Raw genomic sequence first — 17,765 nt, 5'->3', positions numbered from 1 at the left:
GAGCCCCCGCCGCTGATCGGAGCCGCCTGCAGCACCGCCACCGCGGCCTGGTGCGCCGACTGGGCGGACGGCCTGATCACCGTCAACGCCCCGCGCGAGCGGCTGCGCGAGATCATCGGCGCGTACCGCGACGCCGGCGGCCGCGGCCCGCTCCACCTCCAGGTGCACCTGAGCTGGGCGCCGCACGAGGAGGAGGCCGCGGCCCTGGCGCACGACCAGTGGCGCACCAACGTGCACGCGCCGCCCGTCAGCTGGGACCTGGACTCCCCGGAGCTGTTCGACATCGTCAGCGAGCACGTCACCGCCGAGCAGGTCGCCGGGACCGTCAACATCTCCTCCGACCTGGGCCGGCACACCGCCTGGCTGCAGGAGTACGCCGAGCTGGGCTTCGACGCAGTGATGCTCCATCACGTGGGCCGCGAGCAGCGCCCGTTCATCGACGCGTTCGCCGACGGGGTGCTGCCGCGCCTCGACGTCACCCGCCCGGTGCCCGCCACCGCGAAGGAGTTCCGGTGCGTCTGACCCGTACGTCCGACCTGTGGTGGAAGAACGCGGTGGTGTACTGCCTGGACGTCGAGACGTACCAGGACGGGAACGGCGACGGGACCGGCGACTTCGCGGGCCTCACCCAGCGCATCGACCACCTGGTGCGCCTCGGGGTGACCTGCGTGTGGCTGATGCCCTTCTACCCGACCCGCGAACGCGACGACGGATACGACATCACGGACTTCTACGGCGTCGACCCGCGCCTGGGCACCCTCGGCGACTTCGCCGAGTTCGTCCGCACCGCCCGGGACCGCGGCATCCGGGTGATCGCCGACCTGGTCGTCAACCACACCTCCGAGGACCACCCCTGGTTCAAGGACGCCCGCTCCGGCCGGGACTCCGCCCACCGCGACTGGTACGTCTGGGCGGACGAACCGCCCGCGGACGGCCCCGAGGGGGTGGTCTTCCCCGACGCGGAGGACAGCCTCTGGGAGTACGACGAGGGCAGCGGCCAGTACTACCTGCACCGGTTCTACAAGCAGCAGCCCGACCTGAACGTCGCCAACCCCGAGGTGCGCGACGAGATAGCCCGCATCATGGGGTTCTGGACGCAGCTCGGGCTGTCCGGCTTCCGTGTCGACGCCGTGCCCTTCCTGCTGGAGACCGACGGCCAGGACGACGCGGGAGCCCTGCCCGACCCGCACGAGTACCTCGCCGACCTGCGCGCCTTCCTCGGCCGCCGCAACGGCGAGTCGGTGCTGCTCGGCGAGGTCAACCTGCCCTACGACGGCCTCACCCGGTTCTTCGGCGACCCCGCCTCGGACCGCGGCGACGAACTCACCCTCTGTTTCGACTTCGTCGGGATGCAGCAGATGTACCTGTCGATGGCCCGCGAGGACGCCGGACCGCTGGCCGCCGCCCTGCGCGAGCGCCCGGCCGCCCCGCGCGACGCCCAGTGGGCCACGTTCGTCCGCAACCACGACGAGCTGACCCTCGACAAGCTGAGCGACGCCGAACGCGCCGAGGTGTTCGCCGCCTTCGGCCCCGAGGAGGACATGCAGCTCTACGGCCGGGGGCTGCGCCGCAGGCTGCCGCCGATGGTCGACGGCGACCGGCGCCGGATCGAACTGGCCTACAGCCTGCTGTTCACGCTCCCCGGCACGCCCGTGCTCTTCTACGGCGAGGAGATCGGCATGGGGGAGAACCGGGCCGCCGAGGGACGCCAGGCCGTCCGCACGCCCATGCAGTGGACGCCGGAGGCCGGTGCCGGGTTCTCCACCGCGGACCCGGACACGTTCCCCAACCCGCTGGTGGACGGCGCGTTCGGCTGCGAGAAGGTCAACGTGTACGGGCAGAGCCGCGATCCGGGCTCCCTGCTGAGCCGCATCCGGCTGTTCGCCGAGCGCTACCGCGAGGCCCCCGAGCTGGCCTGGGGCGACCACCTGCCGGTGGAGACCGGGGAACGGGCGGTCCTCGCGCACGTCGGCCGCACCGCCGACGGAGCGGTCCTGGCGGTGCACAACTTCCGCGGCCGGCCGGTCACCGTACGGCCGCGGCTGCCCGGGGCGGGGCCCGGCGCCCGGCTGACGGACCTGCTCGACGAGGGACACGCGGGCCTCACCGTGTCCGAGGACGGCACCGTCCCCCTCGAACTGCCCGCCTACGGATACCGCTGGCTGCGGATCGGCACCCAGGCCGACGATCCCGACAGGGTGCTGGCGCACTGACCTCCGGGGACAGCCGGCGGGCCGGGGCCGGCTGTCCCCGGGCATGATTCCGCACGTGAGCGGCGAGGGGGTCGTGGGTACCATCGACGTGCCCGTCGTCATCCGGCTCGTCCGTCACTGCGGTGACCTGCCGCACGCGGAAGACGACGGCATCTTTGTTTTGTTGTGCGCCACAGGGAAACCGCCCTCCATACGACTGCACGACGGGGGCCGGTGGCCCCCCACCACACGATGGGGTAACCAGTGCTTCTCAAAACCTTCGGCTGGTCGTTCGCGGTCACCGCGCTCGCCCTGGTCGCAGCGGTCTTCTACGGGGGGTGGACCGCCTTCGGCCTGGTGGCGATCCTCGCCGTCCTGGAGATCTCCCTGTCGTTCGACAACGCGGTGGTCAACGCCGGGATCCTGAAGAAGATGAACGCCTTCTGGCAGAAGATCTTCCTCACCGTCGGCGTGCTGATCGCCGTGTTCGGCATGCGGCTGGTCTTCCCGGTCGTCATCGTGGCGGTCAGCGCCTCCATGGGCCCGATCGAGGCCGTCGACCTGGCCCTCACCGACAAGGACCGCTACCAGCAGCTGGTGACCGACGCCCACCCGTCGATCGCCGCCTTCGGTGGCATGTTCCTGCTGATGATCTTCCTCGACTTCATCTTCGAGGACCGGGACATCAAGTGGCTCGGCTGGCTGGAGCGTCCGCTGGCCAAGCTGGGCAAGGTCGACATGCTGTCGGTCTGCATCGCCCTGGTCGTGCTGCTGATCGCCTCGCTCACCTTCGCCGCCCACGCCCACCAGCACGGCGGCGTGCACGCGGACAAGGCGGAGACCGTCCTGCTCTCCGGCATCGCGGGTCTCGTCACGTACATGCTCGTGGGCGGTCTGTCCGGTCACTTCGAGAACCGGATCGAGGAGGACGAGGAGCGCGAGCAGGAGGAGCAGGGGGAGGCCGAGCGCACCGGGAAGCCCCGGTCGGCCGTCGCACTCGCGGGCAAGGCCGCGTTCTTCATGTTCCTCTACCTCGAAGTGCTGGACGCGTCCTTCTCCTTCGACGGCGTGATCGGCGCCTTCGCCATCACCAACGACATCGTCGTGATGGCCCTCGGTCTCGGCACGGGCGCGATGTACGTGCGTTCGCTCACCGTCTACCTGGTCCGCCAGGGCACGCTCGACGACTACGTCTACCTGGAGCACGGCGCCCACTACGCCATCGGCGCCCTCTCCGTGATCCTGCTGGTCACCATCCAGTACGAGATCAACGAGGTGATCACCGGCCTCATCGGGGTCGTCCTGATCGGCGCCTCCTTCCTGTCCTCCGTACGCCGCAACAAGGCACTGGCGAAGGAGGAGGAGTCCGGGGGGCCGGGCGGCCCGGACAAGGAGAAGGCCGGCGTCCCGGTCCGGTCCTGAGCCCGGACCGGACCCGTCGAGCCGACGCCCGACGGGTCCGGCACCGGCACCGGTACGGACACCGGCAGGGGTACGGCGTCAGTGGGAGCGCGGGGCGTACATGATCACGGCCATGCCGGCCAGGCAGACCAGCGCGCCCACGACGTCGTAGCGGTCGGGGCGGTAGCCGTCGGCGACCATGCCCCAGGCGATCGATCCCGCGACGAAGATCCCGCCGTAGGCGGCGAGGATGCGCCCGAAGTCGTCGTCGGACTGGAAGGTGGCCACCACCCCGTACAGACCGAGCGCGATGACGCCCGCACCGATCCAGATCCAGCCCCGGTGCTCGCGGACCCCCTGCCAGACCAGCCAGGCACCGCCGATCTCGAACAGGGCGGCGACGGCGAACAGGGCGACGGATCGTGCGACGGTCATACCGGCCGACCCTACCCGCAGGTCATCGCGGCCCCGGCTTCACGGCGCGGACCAGGGCCGAGTGCATGCCGTCGGCCACCGGGTGCGTCGGGGTCACCTCGACGTCGGTGAAACCCGCGGCGCGCAGACCGTCGCGGTACTCGGTGAAGGAGAGCGCACCGGCGACGCAGCCGACGTGGTCGCCGCGCTCGGCCCGCTGCCGCGGCGTGAGCGTGTCGTCGGCGACGACGTCCGAGACGCCGACGCGGCCACCGGGCCTGAGGACGCGGAAGACCTCGGCGAAGACGGCGGGCTTGTCGACGGACAGATTGATCACGCAGTTGGAGATCACGACGTCGACGGTGTCCGCCGGGAGCGGGACGGCCTCGATGGTGCCCTTGAGGAACTCGACGTTCGTCGCGCCCGCCTTCTCGGCGTTGGCCGCCGCGAGCCGCAGCATCTCGTCGGTCATGTCGAGCCCGTACACCCTGCCGCCCGGCCCGACGCGGCGCGCGGAGAGCAGGACGTCGATGCCGCCGCCGGAGCCGAGGTCGAGGACGCGGTCGCCCTCGCGGAGTTCGGCGACGGCGGTCGGGTTGCCGCAGCCCAGGGAGGCGGCCACGGCCTCCAGGGGCAGGGTGTCGCGTTCCTCGGCGGCGTACAGCGCGGAGCCGAAGTCCGGGTCGCCCCCGGCCGGCCCGGGTCCGCAGCAGGCGGTACCGCCGTCGGTGACCGCCAGGGCCGCGGCCGCGTAGTGCCGGCGGACCGTCTCGCGCAGTTCGGTGGAGTGCTCATTCATGTCCGGCTCCCGGTCGAGGGGGGGCGGGGTGCCGCCCCGGGCGTCTTGTATCGAAGGTTGTCGATACAAGACTGCATCCCGGATCGATGGACGTCAATATAGAAGGGTGTCGAAATCCGGCGTCCCGGCCGTGGACGGGTGGCCGAACCCGCCCCGGGCGCCGGGTCCGCGCGGCCATTCCGCCCGAATGCCGCACCCGCCCCACCCGGGTGGATGTGCCGCAGAGCACACTTGTACGGTGCATGAATGGCGGAACCGGGGGTATCGGAGCGCTCGTGAACGGGGAATGAGGGCGATGCCGGTGGAATCGCAGGGCGACGGCGAGGGCGGGGCGGGGACAGATGAAGACCTGATGCAGACCAGCTACGCCACACAGGGGGACGGCGGCAGCATCGCCGACGCCCGCCACCACGCCACCGCCTTCCTGGAACGGGCCCGCACCGGCCACGGCCCGACGATCACCGCCCGCGCGATGGACCTGACCCAGCTGGTGGTCAGCGAGCTGGTGACCAACGCCGGCAAGTACGCGCCCGGCCCCGTCCTGCTCCAACTGCGCCTCACCTCCGAGACGGTGGAGGTCACCGTGTGGGACAGCGACCCCACGGTCCCCGAGGCGCGCGTCGCCGACCCCGGCAGGATCGGCCAGCACGGCCTGGAGATCGTCAAGGCCGTGGCCCGGGACCTGGAGATCCGGAGAGAGCCGGTCGGCAAGCGGATCACGGCCCGCATCGCCCTGGCGGACCCCGCCTCCACCACCTGAAGGACCCGCGAAAGGGCGTGAGACAAAAAGTCGGTCGTCTCTCTCACTTCGGCCGAGCGGACGGGGGCGTCCGTTACGGTCCGTGGCCTGGGAGCGGTCCCGCACGACGGGGCCGCGGAGGTACGGGAACGAGGAGACGACGATGAAGGCGATCGCGATCCAGCGGTACGGCGCCCCCGACGGGCTGGCCGTCGTCGACCTGCCGGCCCCCGGGCCAGCCGCCGGGCAGGTGCTGATCGCCGTGCGGGCGGCGGGCGTCGGCGGGGTCGACGCCGTGATCCGCAGCGGCGCGCTGGCCGCGTACGGCTTCGCGGAGGGGTTCGTCCCCGGCGGCGAGGTCGCGGGCACCGTCACCGCGGTCGGTGAGGGCGTCGACGCCTCGTGGATCGGCCGGCGGGTCTGGGCGTTCACCGGCACGGGTGGCGGTTACGTCGAACAGGTCGCCGCCCCGGTCCGGGAGATCGTCCCGCTGCCCGCGGACCTGTCCGACGCCGACGCCGTGGCGCTCGGCAGCTCCGGGGCCGTCGCCCACTTCGCGCTGGCGCACGCGCACTTCGCCCCCGGCGAGAGGGTCCTCGTGCGCGGGGCGGCCGGCAGCATCGGCATCATGACGGTCCAGCTCGCGGTGCGCGCGGGCGCCGCGGCGGTGGCCGTCACCACGTCGTCGGCCGAACGCGGCGACCGGCTGCGGTCGTTGGGCGCGACGCACGTACTGGACCGGTCCGGCGCGAGCACCGGCGCGCAGGACGCCCCCGCGGACTACGACGTCGTCGTCGACGTCGTGGCCGGCCCCGGTCTGCCGTCGTTCCTCGACCTGCTCGCCCCGAACGGCCGCATGGTCGCCGTCGGCATCGTGGCCGGGCAGCCGCCGGCCGACTTCGGCACGAAGCTGATGGACGCGTTCCGCAAGTCGCTGTCCTTCGCCACCTTCAGCGCGGACACCGTCGCCGCGGCCGACCTCCGCGCCGTGCGCGTCGAGCAGTTCGCCGCGGCGGCCCGCGGGGAACTGGCGGCGGTGGTGCACAAGGTGCTGCCCCTGGAGGAGGCCGCCCTGGCGCACCGGAAGATGGACGCGGGCGAGGTCTTCGGCAGGATCGTGCTGACGCCGTAGGCCCCGGCGCCCGCGAACGGCCGCCGCCTCACTCCGGGAAGCGCGTGGTGATCCGGGAGGTGTTCGAGACGCGGCTGTGGGCCCTCATCAGCTCCTCGGCCCGTGCGCCGTCGCCGGCCGCGACGGCCTCGTAGATGTCCCGGTGCTGCCGGTAGCGCTCGTCGACGACCTTCGCCCGCTCCCCGCGGACCTCGGACAGGACGCCCTCCCGCCGCTCCTGCGAGCCGAAGGCGTCGACGGTGTGCAGCATCTGGACCAGGGTGGCGTTCCCGCCCGCCCGGTCCACCAGCGTGTGGAAGTGCCGCATGAGGTCCTGGATCTCCAGCACGAGGTCCCGTTCCGCGTCGGTCCCCGGCTCGGTCTCGTGCAGCCGCCCGCGCAGCGCGTCGGCCGCGTCCAGGCAGTCGGCCATCTCGCGCCGCTGCGACGCCGTCGACTTCTCGGCGGCCAGCCGGGCGGCGAGGGCCCGCAGCACGTCCTCGATCATGGTGAACTCGCGCAGCTCGTCCTTGCCGAACCGGGCGACACGCACCGACCTGGGCCCCGTCCGCTCCACCAGCCGGTCCTGCTCCAGGCGGCGCAGCGCCTCGCGGACGGGGGTCGCGCTGATGCCGAGGGACTCGGCCAGTCCCCGCTCCGTGACCTTCTCGCCGCGTTCCAGCGTTCCCGTGACGATCGCCTCGCGCAGGGCGGTGTACGCCTGATCGCCGAGCGTGACCGGTGACGGGAGCGGGGGGAGCGGAGCCATGGACGTCATGGTATTTGCTACAGCATGCTTGTCAAGAAACCCTCAAGTTACGGGTGGGGCCGCCGTCAAGTGCGCCGAACAGGATCGGGACCTCCACCACCCACCGATGAGGGATGCAGGCATGGCGACGCTCTTGTACCGGCTGGGCGCTTTCGGCGCCCGGCGGTGGCGGACGATGTTGGTCGGATGGCTCCTGGCGCTCGGCGCGTCGATCGGCCTCGGCTTCTCGTTCGCCGGTTCCTTCCAGGACAGCGGCTCCATCCCGGGGTCACCGGCGCAGGTCGCGCTGACCAAGATGGACCGTCACTTCCCGTCCCCGGACGTCCAGTCCGCGGACGTCGTGTTCCAGGCCCCGCCCGGCCGCAAGGTCACCGACCCCGGTCTGCGCGGACCGCTGGACTCCGCCCTCGCGTCGATGGGCGACGTGCGCGGGGTCGCGGAGGTCGGCGACCCGTTCCGGGACGGCACCGTCTCCCGGGACGGACGCACCGCGGTCGCGCAGGTCGCCTTCACCACGAAGAAGGACGACGACGTACCCGCCGGCACGCTCGACGCCGTGCGGGCCGCGGGCGAACAGGCCGAACGGGCCGGGCTCAAGGCCGTCCACGGCGGTGACGCCTACGCCCCCTCCACCTCGCCCTTCGGACCGCCCGAGCTGGTCGGGCTGGGCGTGGCGCTGGTCATCCTCGTGATCACATTCGGTTCGCTGCTGGCGGCCGGACTGCCGCTGCTCACCGCGATCCTCGGCGTCGTCGGCACCATGGCTGCCATGACGGGCCTGGCCACGGTCTTCGGGGTGTCGGACAGCGCGCCCACCCTGGCGATCATGCTGGGGCTCGCCGTCGGCATCGACTACGCCCTGCTCATCGTCTCGCGCCACCGCGCCCAGCTCGCGACCGGCATGCCCGTCGAGGAGTCCGTCGCCCGGGCCAACGCGACCGCGGGCAGCGCCGTCGTCTTCGCCGGCGCCACCGTGGTCATCGCCCTCGCGGGACTCGCGGTCGCGGGCGTCCCGATGCTGACCTCCATGGGCCTCGCGTCGGCGGGAGCGGTCGCCGCCGCGGTCGTCCTGGCCCTCGGCCTGCTCCCCGCGCTGCTGGGGCTGGCCGGCCGCAGGCTCGTCCCCGGGACCGGCGCCCGCCGCCACCCGTGGGCGCGGCGCGGGACGGCACGCCCGGCGGGGGACGGCGGCCGGACGCCGATGGGCGTGCGCTGGACCGAGGGCGTGCTGCGCAGGCCCGTACGCACCCTGGTCGTCGCGACCGTGGCCCTCGTCGCCCTCGCCCTGCCGGCCCTGGGACTCCAGCTCGCCGTGACCGACGAGGGCAACAGCCCCACCACCGCGTCGAGCCGCCAGGCCTACGACATGATCGGTGACGCCTTCGGCCCCGGCGCGAACGGCCCGCTCGTCGTCCTCGTCGAGGACGACGACCCGGCGGCGGTCGAGAAAACGGCCGCCGCCGTCGAGGACGCCCTGCGGGACGTCCGGGGCATCGCCGACGTGAGCGGCATCGACGTGGCCGACGACGGGGCGGCCGCCCGCATCCAGGTCGTCCCCGACACCGGCCCGCGGACCCGGGCCACCAGCGACCTGGTCACCCACCTGCGCACCGAGATGAAGCCGCTCGCAGCCTCCGGCGGCAGCTACGTCGCCGTCACCGGCCTGACCGCCGTCAGCATCGACGTCTCCGACAAGCTCAGCGGCGCGCTCGTCCCCTTCGCGATCGTGGTGGTCGGCCTCTCCGTGCTCCTCCTGATGATCGCTTTCCGGTTCGTCGCCGTCCCCGTCAAGGCCACCATCGGGTTCCTGCTGTCCGTCGGGGCCGCCTTCGGCGCCACCGTCGCGGTCTTCCAGTGGGGCTGGCTGGCCGGTCTGCTGGGGGTGGCGGGCGCGGGCCCGGTGGCGAGCTTCATGCCCATCATCGTCATGGCCGTGCTCTTCGGACTCGCCATGGACTACGAGGTGTTCCTCGTGTCCGCCATGCGGGAGGACTACGTCCGCCACCGGGACGCCCGCCGGGCCGTCCTGACCGGGGCCCGCAATGCCGCCCGCGTGGTCACCTCCGCCGCCCTCATCATGATCTCGGTCTTCGTCGGCTTCCTGTTCTCCCACGACGCCGATATCATGCCGATCGCCTTCGCCCTGGCCTTCGGAGTCATGGTGGACGCCTTCCTGGTCCGGATGACCCTCGTACCGGCGGTGCTCGCCCTCCTCGGCGACCGCGCCTGGTGGCTGCCCCGGCGCCTGGACCGCTTCCTGCCCCACCTCGACGTCGAGGGCGAGAGCTTCCACGTACCCGACGACACCTCCCGGAGTCCCGCCGAGCGGCCCGCCCCCGTGGGCCCGTGACGCGATGAACCACGGAGCCGACACCGGGGCGCGCCGCCCGCAACAAGGAGCACGCATGAACGCCGTCGACGCACCGGGCACCGCCGACCGGGTGCTCGTCATCGATGACGACCCCGGTATCCGGCGCCTGCTGATCTCGGCCCTCGGCTTCGCCGGGTTCGAGGTCGACGTGGCGGGCGACCTGACCGAGGCCCTCGAACAGGTCGCCCGCCGGGCCCCCGACGTCGTCGTCCTGGACGTCATGCTCCCCGGCGCCGACGGCTTCGAGATCCTCCAGCTGCTGCGCGCCCGCGCCGTCGACGTCCCCGTCCTGTTCCTCACCGCCCGCGACGCCGTCGAGGACCGGGTGCGGGGACTGCGGCTGGGCGGGGACGACTACGTCACCAAACCCTTCAGCGTCGTGGAGGTCGGCGCCCGGCTGCAGGCACTGCTGCGGCGGGCGCGCGGCACCGCCCCGCCCGAGACCGAGGAGACGCGGCTGCGCGTCGCGGACCTCACGATGGACGACCCCCGCCACGAGGTCCGCCGCGCGGGCCGGCTCCTGGACCTGTCACCCACCGAATATCGGCTGCTGCACTACTTCCTGAGCCACCGTGGGCAGGTCCTCTCCCGCGCGCAGATCCTCGAAGCCGTCTGGCAGTACGACTTCGGCGGGGACACCGTCGTGGTCGAGCGCTTCGTCTCCAACCTGCGCCGCAAGATCGACCACGGCCACCCGCCGCTGCTGCACACGGTCCGCGGCGTCGGCTACACCCTGCGGGAAGAACAGGCCCGCACATGAGACGTCCCGTCCGCCGCGCCTGGTCCTTCTCCAGCGTCCGCCTGCGCCTGCTCACCGGCCTCGCCGTCCTGCTGGTGGCGGGCCTCGCGGCCAGCGCCGTCATCACCGCCTTCCTCCTGGAGGACTACCTGGACCGGCGCCACGAGCGCACCCTGGAGACCAGCGCCCACCGGATCGCCGGGGTCGTCGGGCGGGGGCCGCAGCGCATCGACGCCGACCAGTTCACCACCCTGCTCGGGCCCCCGCTGGGCCTCGTGGCGGTGGGCGCCGGCGACGAGGTCCTCACCAGCACCGGTTCCGCGGAGCCGGTGGCGCGGGAGGTCACCGCGTTCAGCACGACCGTGCCGGCCGGCACCGTCGCCGAGTACGACGGACAGGGCGGGCGGCACAGCCTCGCCGTGATCCGTGTCCCCAGCCCCGGACTCACCGTCGACCGCGGGCCCGCCCAGGAGACCGTGCGGCCCGTCGCGCTCGTCCTCACCATCGACACCTCCGTCGGCGACTCCACCGTCGTGGCCCTCGTCGAACGTCAACTCATGCTGATCGGCGTCGCGTTGCTGGTCCTGCTGGGACTGGCCGTCGTCGTCCTGCGGGTCGGCCTGCGCCCGCTGGCCCGGATGGCCCGCACCGCCGACGCCATCGCCGAGGGCCACCTCACGGAACGCCTGCCGACCACCCGCAACGGCAGCGAGACGGACCGGCTCGCCGAAGCGGTCAACCGCGCCTTCGACGCCCAGGCCCGCGCGGAGGCGACCGTCCGCTCCCTCGCGGCCGACACCTCCCACGAACTGCGCACCCCGCTGACCACCATCTCGGGCTGGCTCGACCTGCACCGGCAGGGCGGCGTGTCCGGCCCGGGCCTGGAGACGGCGTTCGAGCACATCGAGAACGAGGTGGGGCGGATGCGGCTGCTCGTCGAGGACCTCGCCCTGCTGGCCCGCCTGGACGCCGGCCGTCCGGTGGAGCAGCACGACGTCGACCTCACCACGCTGGCCGCGGGCGTCGTCGAGGACGCCCAGATCATCTACCCCCGGCGCGCCGTCACCCTGGCGCCCGCGCCCCCGGCGCCCGTCGTCGGCGACGCCGGCCGCCTGCAGCAGGTGGTGCGCAACCTCGTGGGCAACGCCGTCCAGCACACCCCGGCAGGGACCGCCGTACGGGTCGAACTGGACCGCACCCGTGAGGACGTACGCCTGCGGGTCGTCGACGACGGCCCCGGGATCGCCCCGCAGGACCTGCCGCGCGTCTTCGAACGGTTCTGGCGGGCCGAGGCCAGCCGCAGCCGCGCCTACGGCGGTTCGGGCCTGGGTCTGGCCATCGTGGAGGCCATCGTGCACGCCCACCGCGGCCGGGTGGACGTGGAGTCGCAGGTCGGCGTCGGCACCACCGTCACCATCCTGCTTCCCCGTGCTCCGGACCCGGCGGCAACCTAGACTTTCCCCGGCGGAAAACCGTGCGAGACCGCCGACAGCCATCATCCGGACGGACGGGGACCGTGTGAAGACGTCCATCGACGACCTCAGGTTCTTCCAGGTCGTGGCGGCCAGCGAGACGCTGACGGCGGCCGCGCGCCGGCTCGGCTGGTCGCTCCCCGTCGTCAGCAAACGGCTGAGCGCGCTGGAGGGCCGCCTCGACGTCCGCCTGGTCCAGCGCGGCACCCGCAGACTGGTGCTGACCTCGGAGGGCGCCCTGTACGCGAACGGGCTCGACCCGATCCTCGACGGGCTCCGGGAGCTGGAGGACCGGGTGACCGACCGCTCGGGGGAGCTGCGCGGCTCGCTGACCGTCCAGGCGACCCTCGGCCTCGGCCGCGCCCATGTGGCGCCGCTGCTGGCGGAGTTCGCGGCCGCCCACCCCGACCTGCAGGTACAGCTGCAGACGTCGGCGCTGCCGCTGCGGCCGCACCGCAGCAGCTTCGACGTGGCCGTCCACGTGGGCGGGCCGCCCGACTCCTCGCTCCGGATGCGGCGCCTCGCGGAGAACCGGCGGGTGCCGTGCGCCGCGCCGTCGTACCTGGACCGGTACGGCGCGCCGACCCACGTCGAGGACCTGGCGCGGCACGACTGCATCGTGCTGCGCGAGAACGAGGGGGACTACGCGCTCTGGCGGTTCGGCGACGCGGGCGACCCCCTGCACGTACGGGTGCGCGGCTCCCTGTCCAGCAACGACGGGGACATCGTGACCGGGTGGGCATTGGAGGGCCGCGGCGTCATCATGCGCTCCGAGTGGCACGTGCGCCCGCACATCGCACGCGGCGAACTGGTCCGCGTGCTCCCGAACGTCCCGACGCCCGCGGCCGACATCTACGCCCTGACCGAGGACGACGGCCACGTGCCCCGCCGGGTGACCGCCCTGATCGAGCACCTGGCGGCCCGCCTGCCGGGACGGCTGGCCCAGTCCCAGTCCCAGTCCTCCTGAGCGCGCCCTTTCCCCGCGGGAAAGGGCGCGTTGCCCGACGGCGGGGGACAGCCCGTCCGGCCTCGCCGTGCCGCTCCGGCCCATGTCGTTCCGGGCCGTGTCGCTCCGGCTCAGCGCCCCGTGCGGCGCGCGTCCGCGCCGCCGTCGCTGCTCTGGTGGCCGCGCCGGGCGTCCCGGTCGAAGATGCCCAGGATCTCGCACGGCCCGCCCTCGGCGCCGATGGCGTGGGGGAGCATCGTGGGGAACTCGGCGGCCTGGTTGGTCTCCACCCGGAAGCGCCGGTTGCCCAGCAGCAGCACCGCGACGCCCGACAGGACGACCAGCCACTCACGGCCCGGGTGCGCCCGCAGGCGTGCGGGGTTGTCGGGCGGCGGGTCCGTCATGCGCTGGCGCACGACCGTCATGCCGGGATCCGCACGGATCGGCCAGCGCATCAGCTGGTGGGTCGAGTCGATCATCGGACTGGAGACGACGTCGTCCGTCGCCGTCTCCACCAGCTGGTCGAGCGAGGTGTCCAGGGCCCGGGCCAGGGTGACGAGCTGGTCCAGCGCGAGACGGCGCTGCCCGTTCTCGATGCGGCTGAGCGTGGAGGGGCTGAGCCGGGCGCGGGTGGCCAGCTCGTCCAGGGACCAGCCCTGCGCCACGCGCAGGGCGCGGATCCGTTTGCGTACCAGGCTGTCCAGCTCACCAGTGCCTTGCGTCATACGCAAGATCCTATGCCCTGTACGCAAAGCGCGCCTAGCGTGATCGCACCGCACCCCGCGCTCACCTAGGAGAAGTACACCCATGTCCTCGACGACCGCGCACTCCGGGACCCTCCACGATCCGAAGCGACGGCGTGCCGTCCTGTTCGCCGTCTGCATCGCCCTGATGGCCGTCATCGCCTCGGTGTCGGGGCTCAACGTCGCCCAGCCGCAGCTGGCGGTCGCCTTCGGCGCCTCGCAGAGCACGATCCTGTGGATCATCAACATCTACACCGTCGCCCTGGCCGCGCTGCTCCTGCCGCTCGGCGCGCTCGGCGACCGGTGGGGCCGCAGGCCGGTGCTGCTCACCGGCCTGTCGCTCTTCGGCGTGGCCAACGTGGCCGCCGGCCTGGCCCCGTCGACCGAGGTCATGCTCGCCGCACGCCTCCTGAGCGGCGTGGGCGCGGCGATGATCATGCCGGTCACGCTCGCCGTCATCACCTCGACCTTCCCGGCGGAGGAACGCTCCCGGGCCATCGGCGTGTGGACCGGTGTCGCCGGCGGCGGCGGGGTGCTGGGCATGTTCCTGTCGGCCGTCCTCGTCGACGTGGCGACCTGGCGGTGGCTCTTCGTCCTGCCCGTCGTCCTCGTACCGGCGGCCGCCGTGCTGACGCTGCGGTCCGTGCCCGACTCGCGGGACGCCTCGGAACACCCCTTCGACACCGTCGGCTCGCTGACCTCCGTGGTCGCCGTGATCGGGCTCATCCTCGTCCTCCAGGAGGGACCCGAGCGGGGCTGGACCGCCCCGCCGGTCCTCGCCGCCCTGCTCGTCGGCACCCTCGCCGCCATCTGTTTCGTGCGGTGGGAGCTGCGCCGCCCCGCCCCGCTCCTGGACGTGCGCCTCTTCCGCGAGCGCGGCCCGGCCGGCGGCTCCGTGGCCCTGCTCGTGGTCTTCGGCGTACAGGCCGGGATCTTCGTGGTCCTCTTCCCGTACTTCCAGGCGGTGCTCGGCTGGTCCGGCCTGCGGTCCACCCTGGCGCTCATGCCGATGGCGCTGCTGATGATGGCGGCCTCCGGACTCGCGCCGCGCGTGGCCGGGCGCGCCGGGCCCCGCGCGACCATGGCGGCGGGCATCCTGCTGGGCGGCGCGGGCCTGGCCCTCATGGCCACCCTGGTCTCCGTGGACGGCGGCTACCCGTCCGTGCTCCCGGGCATGCTGGCCATGGGGTTCGGCATGGGGCTGACGATGACACCCGCCACCGAAGCCATCACCGGCGCGCTGCCTCGCGAGCGGCAAGGGGTCGCGTCCGCGCTGAACGACGTCACCCGGGAGTTCGGCACGGCGCTGGGCGTCGCCCTGCTCGGAGCGCTCCTGTCCGCCGGTTACCGCAGCGCCGTCGACTCCCGGCTCGACGCGGCGCCGAAGGCCTCCGCGGGCGACGCCCCGGGCGCCGTCCCCCACGAGGCGGCCGAGGCCGCCCGGGAAGGCGTGTCCAACGCCCTCGAAGCCGCCGCCGGGGCCGGTTCCTCCGGACGGACGCTGGTGCGCGCCGCCCGGGAGGCGTTCGTCGACGGCTGGCAGCAGGCCATGTGGGCCGGGGTCACGGTCATGGCGGTCCTGTTCGTGTACGTCCTCGTGCGGGGCCCGGAGCGCCCGGCCCACCGGCCGGTGGACCCCGCGGAGCCCGACGGCGAGCCCGGCCGGCCGGACCGGGACGGGGAACTCACCGGGTAGGGGCCGCAGCCCGGGAGGACGTGGATCACGGCCGGGACGATGCGGGTCACGGCCGGGAGGACGCGGATCAGGGCCGGGACGACGCGTCGAGCGAGACCAGCATGCGTACCGCGTCCCGCAGGCCCGTCGGGCGCAGCAGCCCGTCCGGCGCGCCGCGGCCCCAGCCGGGCCCGCACAGCAGCACCGGACTCTGCCTGCGGGCCCCGCGGATGCCCCACCGGGCCGCGGCGATGTGCTGGGCGAGCGGCAGGTTGGCCGTGGAGCGCGACTGGGTCCACAGGGCGACCGCCGCGGGGCCCACCCGCCGTACGGCGCTGTCCACGGCCTCGACCGGGACCGCGCCGCCGAGCATCAGGGTCGGGACGCCCGCCTCCGCCAGCGCGGCGTTCAGCGCTTCGAGCGGCAGCGTGTGCTGCTCGTCGGGCACGCACGTCAGCAGGACGGGGGAGGCCTCCTGCCGCCGGTGCGCTGCGACCGAGGAGACGTACACGTGCCGCAGGACGGTGGAGACGTGCCAGGACAGCAGGTGCTCGACCTCGACGTAGCGGTCGCCGGAGGACTCCCACTTGCGGCCGGCCGCCCGCAGCGTGGGCGCCATGACCTCCTCCCACGCCGCCACGAGCCCGTGGGCCCGCACCGAGGCCATGAGCTGCTCCCGGACGGCCGGCGCGTCGAGCCGTACGGCCGCCTGGGCCAGCCCGCGGCACTCCTGGCGGGCCACCCCCGGCGGCAGCGTGCCGGACGTGCCGGGGGTGCCCGACACGGCGGGGGAGCGGCCGGGGGCGCTGCCCGGTGGCACGGACGGGGCCCGCGGCTCGGGAGTGTCGAGTGCGTGCGTTGCCGCCGTGCCGCCGCGGCCGGCCGGAGCGTCGGTGCTCCGGCCTCGCGTCCGTTCGAGGACGGCCCGCGCCGCCTCGGCCGGCGGCACCCCCGTGGCGGTCAGCCGGCACATCTCGCGCAGCATGGCCACGTCCTGCGGGGACCACCGGCGCTGCCGGCCGTCCGCCCGCACCGCGGGCCCCAGCCCGTACCGGCGGTCCCAGGAGCGCAGGGKCGTCGGGGACACGCCGAGCGTGCGCGCCAGGAAGCCCGTAGTGACTCCCATGTCGGCCGGTTCGGCCGTTTCGGCCGACCCGCGGTCCGTGGTGTCCATCGGGCTCATGTCCATCGGGCGCCGTCCGGCATCAGCTCCGCCTCGTTTCGCACGCTGTGCGGACCCTCGACATTTCGCAGGGCTCGCACGATCTTCTGTCGCACACGGACGAACGGATGCGCTCGGAAACCATCGGGACGCGTCACGCGGGGCCGCCACCGGACCGACCGGGCCCGGACCGATCCACTCCGGACGGTCCCGGGCCCGGACAGCCCCGCCCCCGGGCGGCTCAGCCCGGGAAGCGCCCCGTCGAGCGCAGCTGCCAGCGGCGCTCCGCGTAGGCCAGGTCGTCACGCCACAGACGTCCGGCGGCGGCCCGTACGAGCGGTCGCAGGACCGGCGTCATCCGGCGCGCGACGGCGAATCCGGTGCGGTCCGACGCCGCCACGACCGCCTCCACCACCGCGGTCCGGGGCCGGCCGCGGTCGTCGGAGCCGAGCGGGGTCGCGTGCGTCTCGACCACCGAGCCCCGGCCCTCGCCCTCCGTGATGTGCATGACGACCGTGCGCGGCTCGGGCGCGGTGAACACCGCCCGCACCGGTACGACGAGGCGCCCGGCGAGCTTGAAGGAGACGTCGACGGCGAAACCGTCCGCCTCCGCCGCCCCGTCCGCCCCCGACGCCGGGGGCGTGTCGACGACGGTCAGGTCGACGAAGGAGTACGGGTGGAACCAGGCCCCGTGCCAGGGGTCCAGCCGGTTGGCGACGATGTCCTCCGGCTCGCACGTGCCGAAGCCGACGTACACGGCCGACACCGCGTCCGCCGGGGCGGGCCGCTCCGGCACCACCGGTGCGTCCAGGGGCGGTTCACCGCCGACGTCGTCCAGGCGCACCCAGACCAGGACCCCGTCGTCGTGCACGGGCAGGGGCTCCCAGCCGGCGAACGCCGTGCCGCGCAGGGCGAGTCCGTGCCAGTGGCACACCAGGGTGCCGCAGCGCACCGGACTGTCCCGCAGCGGGGCGCCCAGGTGCGGGCAGATGCCGGGGCCGGCGACCAGCCGGCCGGTGTCGTCGCGCCAGACGACGACCTCCCGTCCGGCGACGGTCCGGGCCAGCGGCCGGTCGTCGCGCACGCTCGTGCTGGAGCCGACGACGAACCAGTTGCCCGACGGCCGCGCCTGCGCCCGCTTCAGGGCCTGGGAGATCACCGCCGGGCGGGCCTCGCGCCAGGTCGGGCGCTGCCGCTCCCAGGCCACCGGGTTCTTGCGCAGCGACAGCGGG

16 protein-coding genes (1 of these 16 running past the window's edge) are annotated in these 17,765 nt (G+C 73.6%); 10 read left to right on the top strand and 6 right to left on the bottom strand.

What is annotated here, in order from left to right:
• The 3 genes from FGF04_RS24870 to FGF04_RS24860 form a co-directional block, all read left to right on the top strand.
• Window positions 1-522 carry the 3' portion of a TIGR03885 family FMN-dependent LLM class oxidoreductase gene (locus FGF04_RS24870; RefSeq protein WP_149513476.1) on the top strand. The gene continues 474 nt to the left of window position 1, outside the view, so the window shows 522 of its 996 coding nt (coding positions 475-996); its start codon lies off the left edge, out of view; the stop codon is at window positions 520-522.
• Window positions 513-2,213 (top strand): alpha-amylase family protein, encoded by a 1,701-nt coding sequence (locus tag FGF04_RS24865; protein WP_149513475.1) that lies wholly within the window; start codon window positions 513-515, stop codon window positions 2,211-2,213. Before FGF04_RS24870 ends, FGF04_RS24865 begins: the two co-directional genes overlap by 10 nt.
• 243 nt (window positions 2,214-2,456) lie before the next feature.
• The gene (locus FGF04_RS24860; protein WP_149513474.1) at window positions 2,457-3,614 is read left to right on the top strand and encodes a DUF475 domain-containing protein; all 1,158 of its coding nucleotides are present in this window, start codon (window positions 2,457-2,459) and stop codon (window positions 3,612-3,614) included.
• Window positions 3,615-3,692: 78 nt separating this feature from the next.
• Here the strand turns inward: FGF04_RS24860 and FGF04_RS24855 are convergent, their stop codons facing one another.
• Window positions 3,693-4,028 (bottom strand): YnfA family protein, encoded by a 336-nt coding sequence (locus FGF04_RS24855; protein ID WP_149513473.1) that lies wholly within the window; start codon window positions 4,026-4,028, stop codon window positions 3,693-3,695.
• 22 nt (window positions 4,029-4,050) lie between these two features.
• Window positions 4,051-4,806 carry an arsenite methyltransferase gene (arsM, locus tag FGF04_RS24850; protein WP_149513472.1) on the bottom strand — a complete coding sequence of 252 codons (756 nt, stop codon included), beginning with the start codon at window positions 4,804-4,806 and terminating at the stop codon, window positions 4,051-4,053.
• Between the two features lie 301 nt (window positions 4,807-5,107).
• On the opposite strand from arsM, the gene FGF04_RS24845 reads away from it, so the two are divergent.
• Window positions 5,108-5,566, top strand: coding sequence for an ATP-binding protein (locus FGF04_RS24845; protein WP_408055666.1), 459 nt, complete (start codon window positions 5,108-5,110; stop codon window positions 5,564-5,566).
• A 142-nt stretch (window positions 5,567-5,708) separates the two neighbouring features.
• Complete coding sequence (locus tag FGF04_RS24840) at window positions 5,709-6,677, top strand: zinc-binding dehydrogenase (protein ID WP_149513471.1); 969 nt, start codon at window positions 5,709-5,711, stop codon at window positions 6,675-6,677.
• A 28-nt stretch (window positions 6,678-6,705) separates the two neighbouring features.
• Here the strand turns inward: FGF04_RS24840 and FGF04_RS24835 are convergent, their stop codons facing one another.
• Window positions 6,706-7,425 carry a GntR family transcriptional regulator gene (locus FGF04_RS24835; RefSeq protein ID WP_149513470.1) on the bottom strand — a complete coding sequence of 240 codons (720 nt, stop codon included), beginning with the start codon at window positions 7,423-7,425 and terminating at the stop codon, window positions 6,706-6,708.
• 121 nt (window positions 7,426-7,546) lie between these two features.
• Between FGF04_RS24835 and FGF04_RS24830 the strand changes: the two genes are divergently transcribed.
• The 4 genes from FGF04_RS24830 to FGF04_RS24815 all read left to right on the top strand — a co-directional run bounded on the left by FGF04_RS24830 (window position 7,547) and on the right by FGF04_RS24815 (window position 12,974).
• Window positions 7,547-9,775: an MMPL family transporter gene (locus FGF04_RS24830; RefSeq protein WP_235882478.1), complete on the top strand. Its 2,229-nt coding sequence runs from the start codon at window positions 7,547-7,549 to the stop codon at window positions 9,773-9,775.
• A gap of 55 nt (window positions 9,776-9,830) precedes the next feature.
• Window positions 9,831-10,556 (top strand): response regulator transcription factor, encoded by a 726-nt coding sequence (locus FGF04_RS24825; protein WP_149513469.1) that lies wholly within the window; start codon window positions 9,831-9,833, stop codon window positions 10,554-10,556.
• Window positions 10,553-11,989 carry a sensor histidine kinase gene (locus FGF04_RS24820; RefSeq protein WP_149513468.1) on the top strand — a complete coding sequence of 479 codons (1,437 nt, stop codon included), beginning with the start codon at window positions 10,553-10,555 and terminating at the stop codon, window positions 11,987-11,989. Before FGF04_RS24825 ends, FGF04_RS24820 begins: the two co-directional genes overlap by 4 nt.
• A 64-nt stretch (window positions 11,990-12,053) precedes the next feature.
• A complete protein-coding gene (locus FGF04_RS24815) occupies window positions 12,054-12,974 on the top strand; it encodes a LysR family transcriptional regulator (protein WP_149513467.1) in 921 nt (306 codons plus the stop codon).
• A 110-nt stretch (window positions 12,975-13,084) separates the two neighbouring features.
• On the opposite strand, the gene FGF04_RS24810 is transcribed toward FGF04_RS24815, so the two are convergent.
• A complete protein-coding gene (locus FGF04_RS24810; protein ID WP_188114208.1) occupies window positions 13,085-13,678 on the bottom strand; it encodes a helix-turn-helix domain-containing protein in 594 nt (197 codons plus the stop codon).
• Window positions 13,679-13,760: 82 nt separating this feature from the next.
• Between FGF04_RS24810 and FGF04_RS24805 the strand changes: the two genes are divergently transcribed.
• Window positions 13,761-15,392, top strand: a complete 1,632-nt coding sequence (locus FGF04_RS24805) for an MFS transporter (RefSeq protein WP_149513466.1) — start codon at window positions 13,761-13,763, stop codon at window positions 15,390-15,392.
• A gap of 67 nt (window positions 15,393-15,459) precedes the next feature.
• Here FGF04_RS24805 and FGF04_RS24800 read toward each other — a convergent pair whose 3' ends face one another.
• Window positions 15,460-16,545 (bottom strand): MerR family transcriptional regulator, encoded by a 1,086-nt coding sequence (locus FGF04_RS24800; protein ID WP_149513465.1) that lies wholly within the window; start codon window positions 16,543-16,545, stop codon window positions 15,460-15,462.
• 229 nt (window positions 16,546-16,774) lie between these two features.
• A complete protein-coding gene (locus FGF04_RS24795) occupies window positions 16,775-17,740 on the bottom strand; it encodes a DUF5914 domain-containing protein (protein WP_188114207.1) in 966 nt (321 codons plus the stop codon).
• Window positions 17,741-17,765 lie beyond the last annotated feature (25 nt).

Source organism: Streptomyces apricus (assembly GCF_008369065.1).
Lineage (GTDB): Bacteria > Actinomycetota > Actinomycetes > Streptomycetales > Streptomycetaceae > Streptomyces > Streptomyces apricus.
The sequence above is the reverse complement of the archived record's forward strand: the minus strand, read 5'-3'. Positions and strand labels throughout refer to the sequence as shown.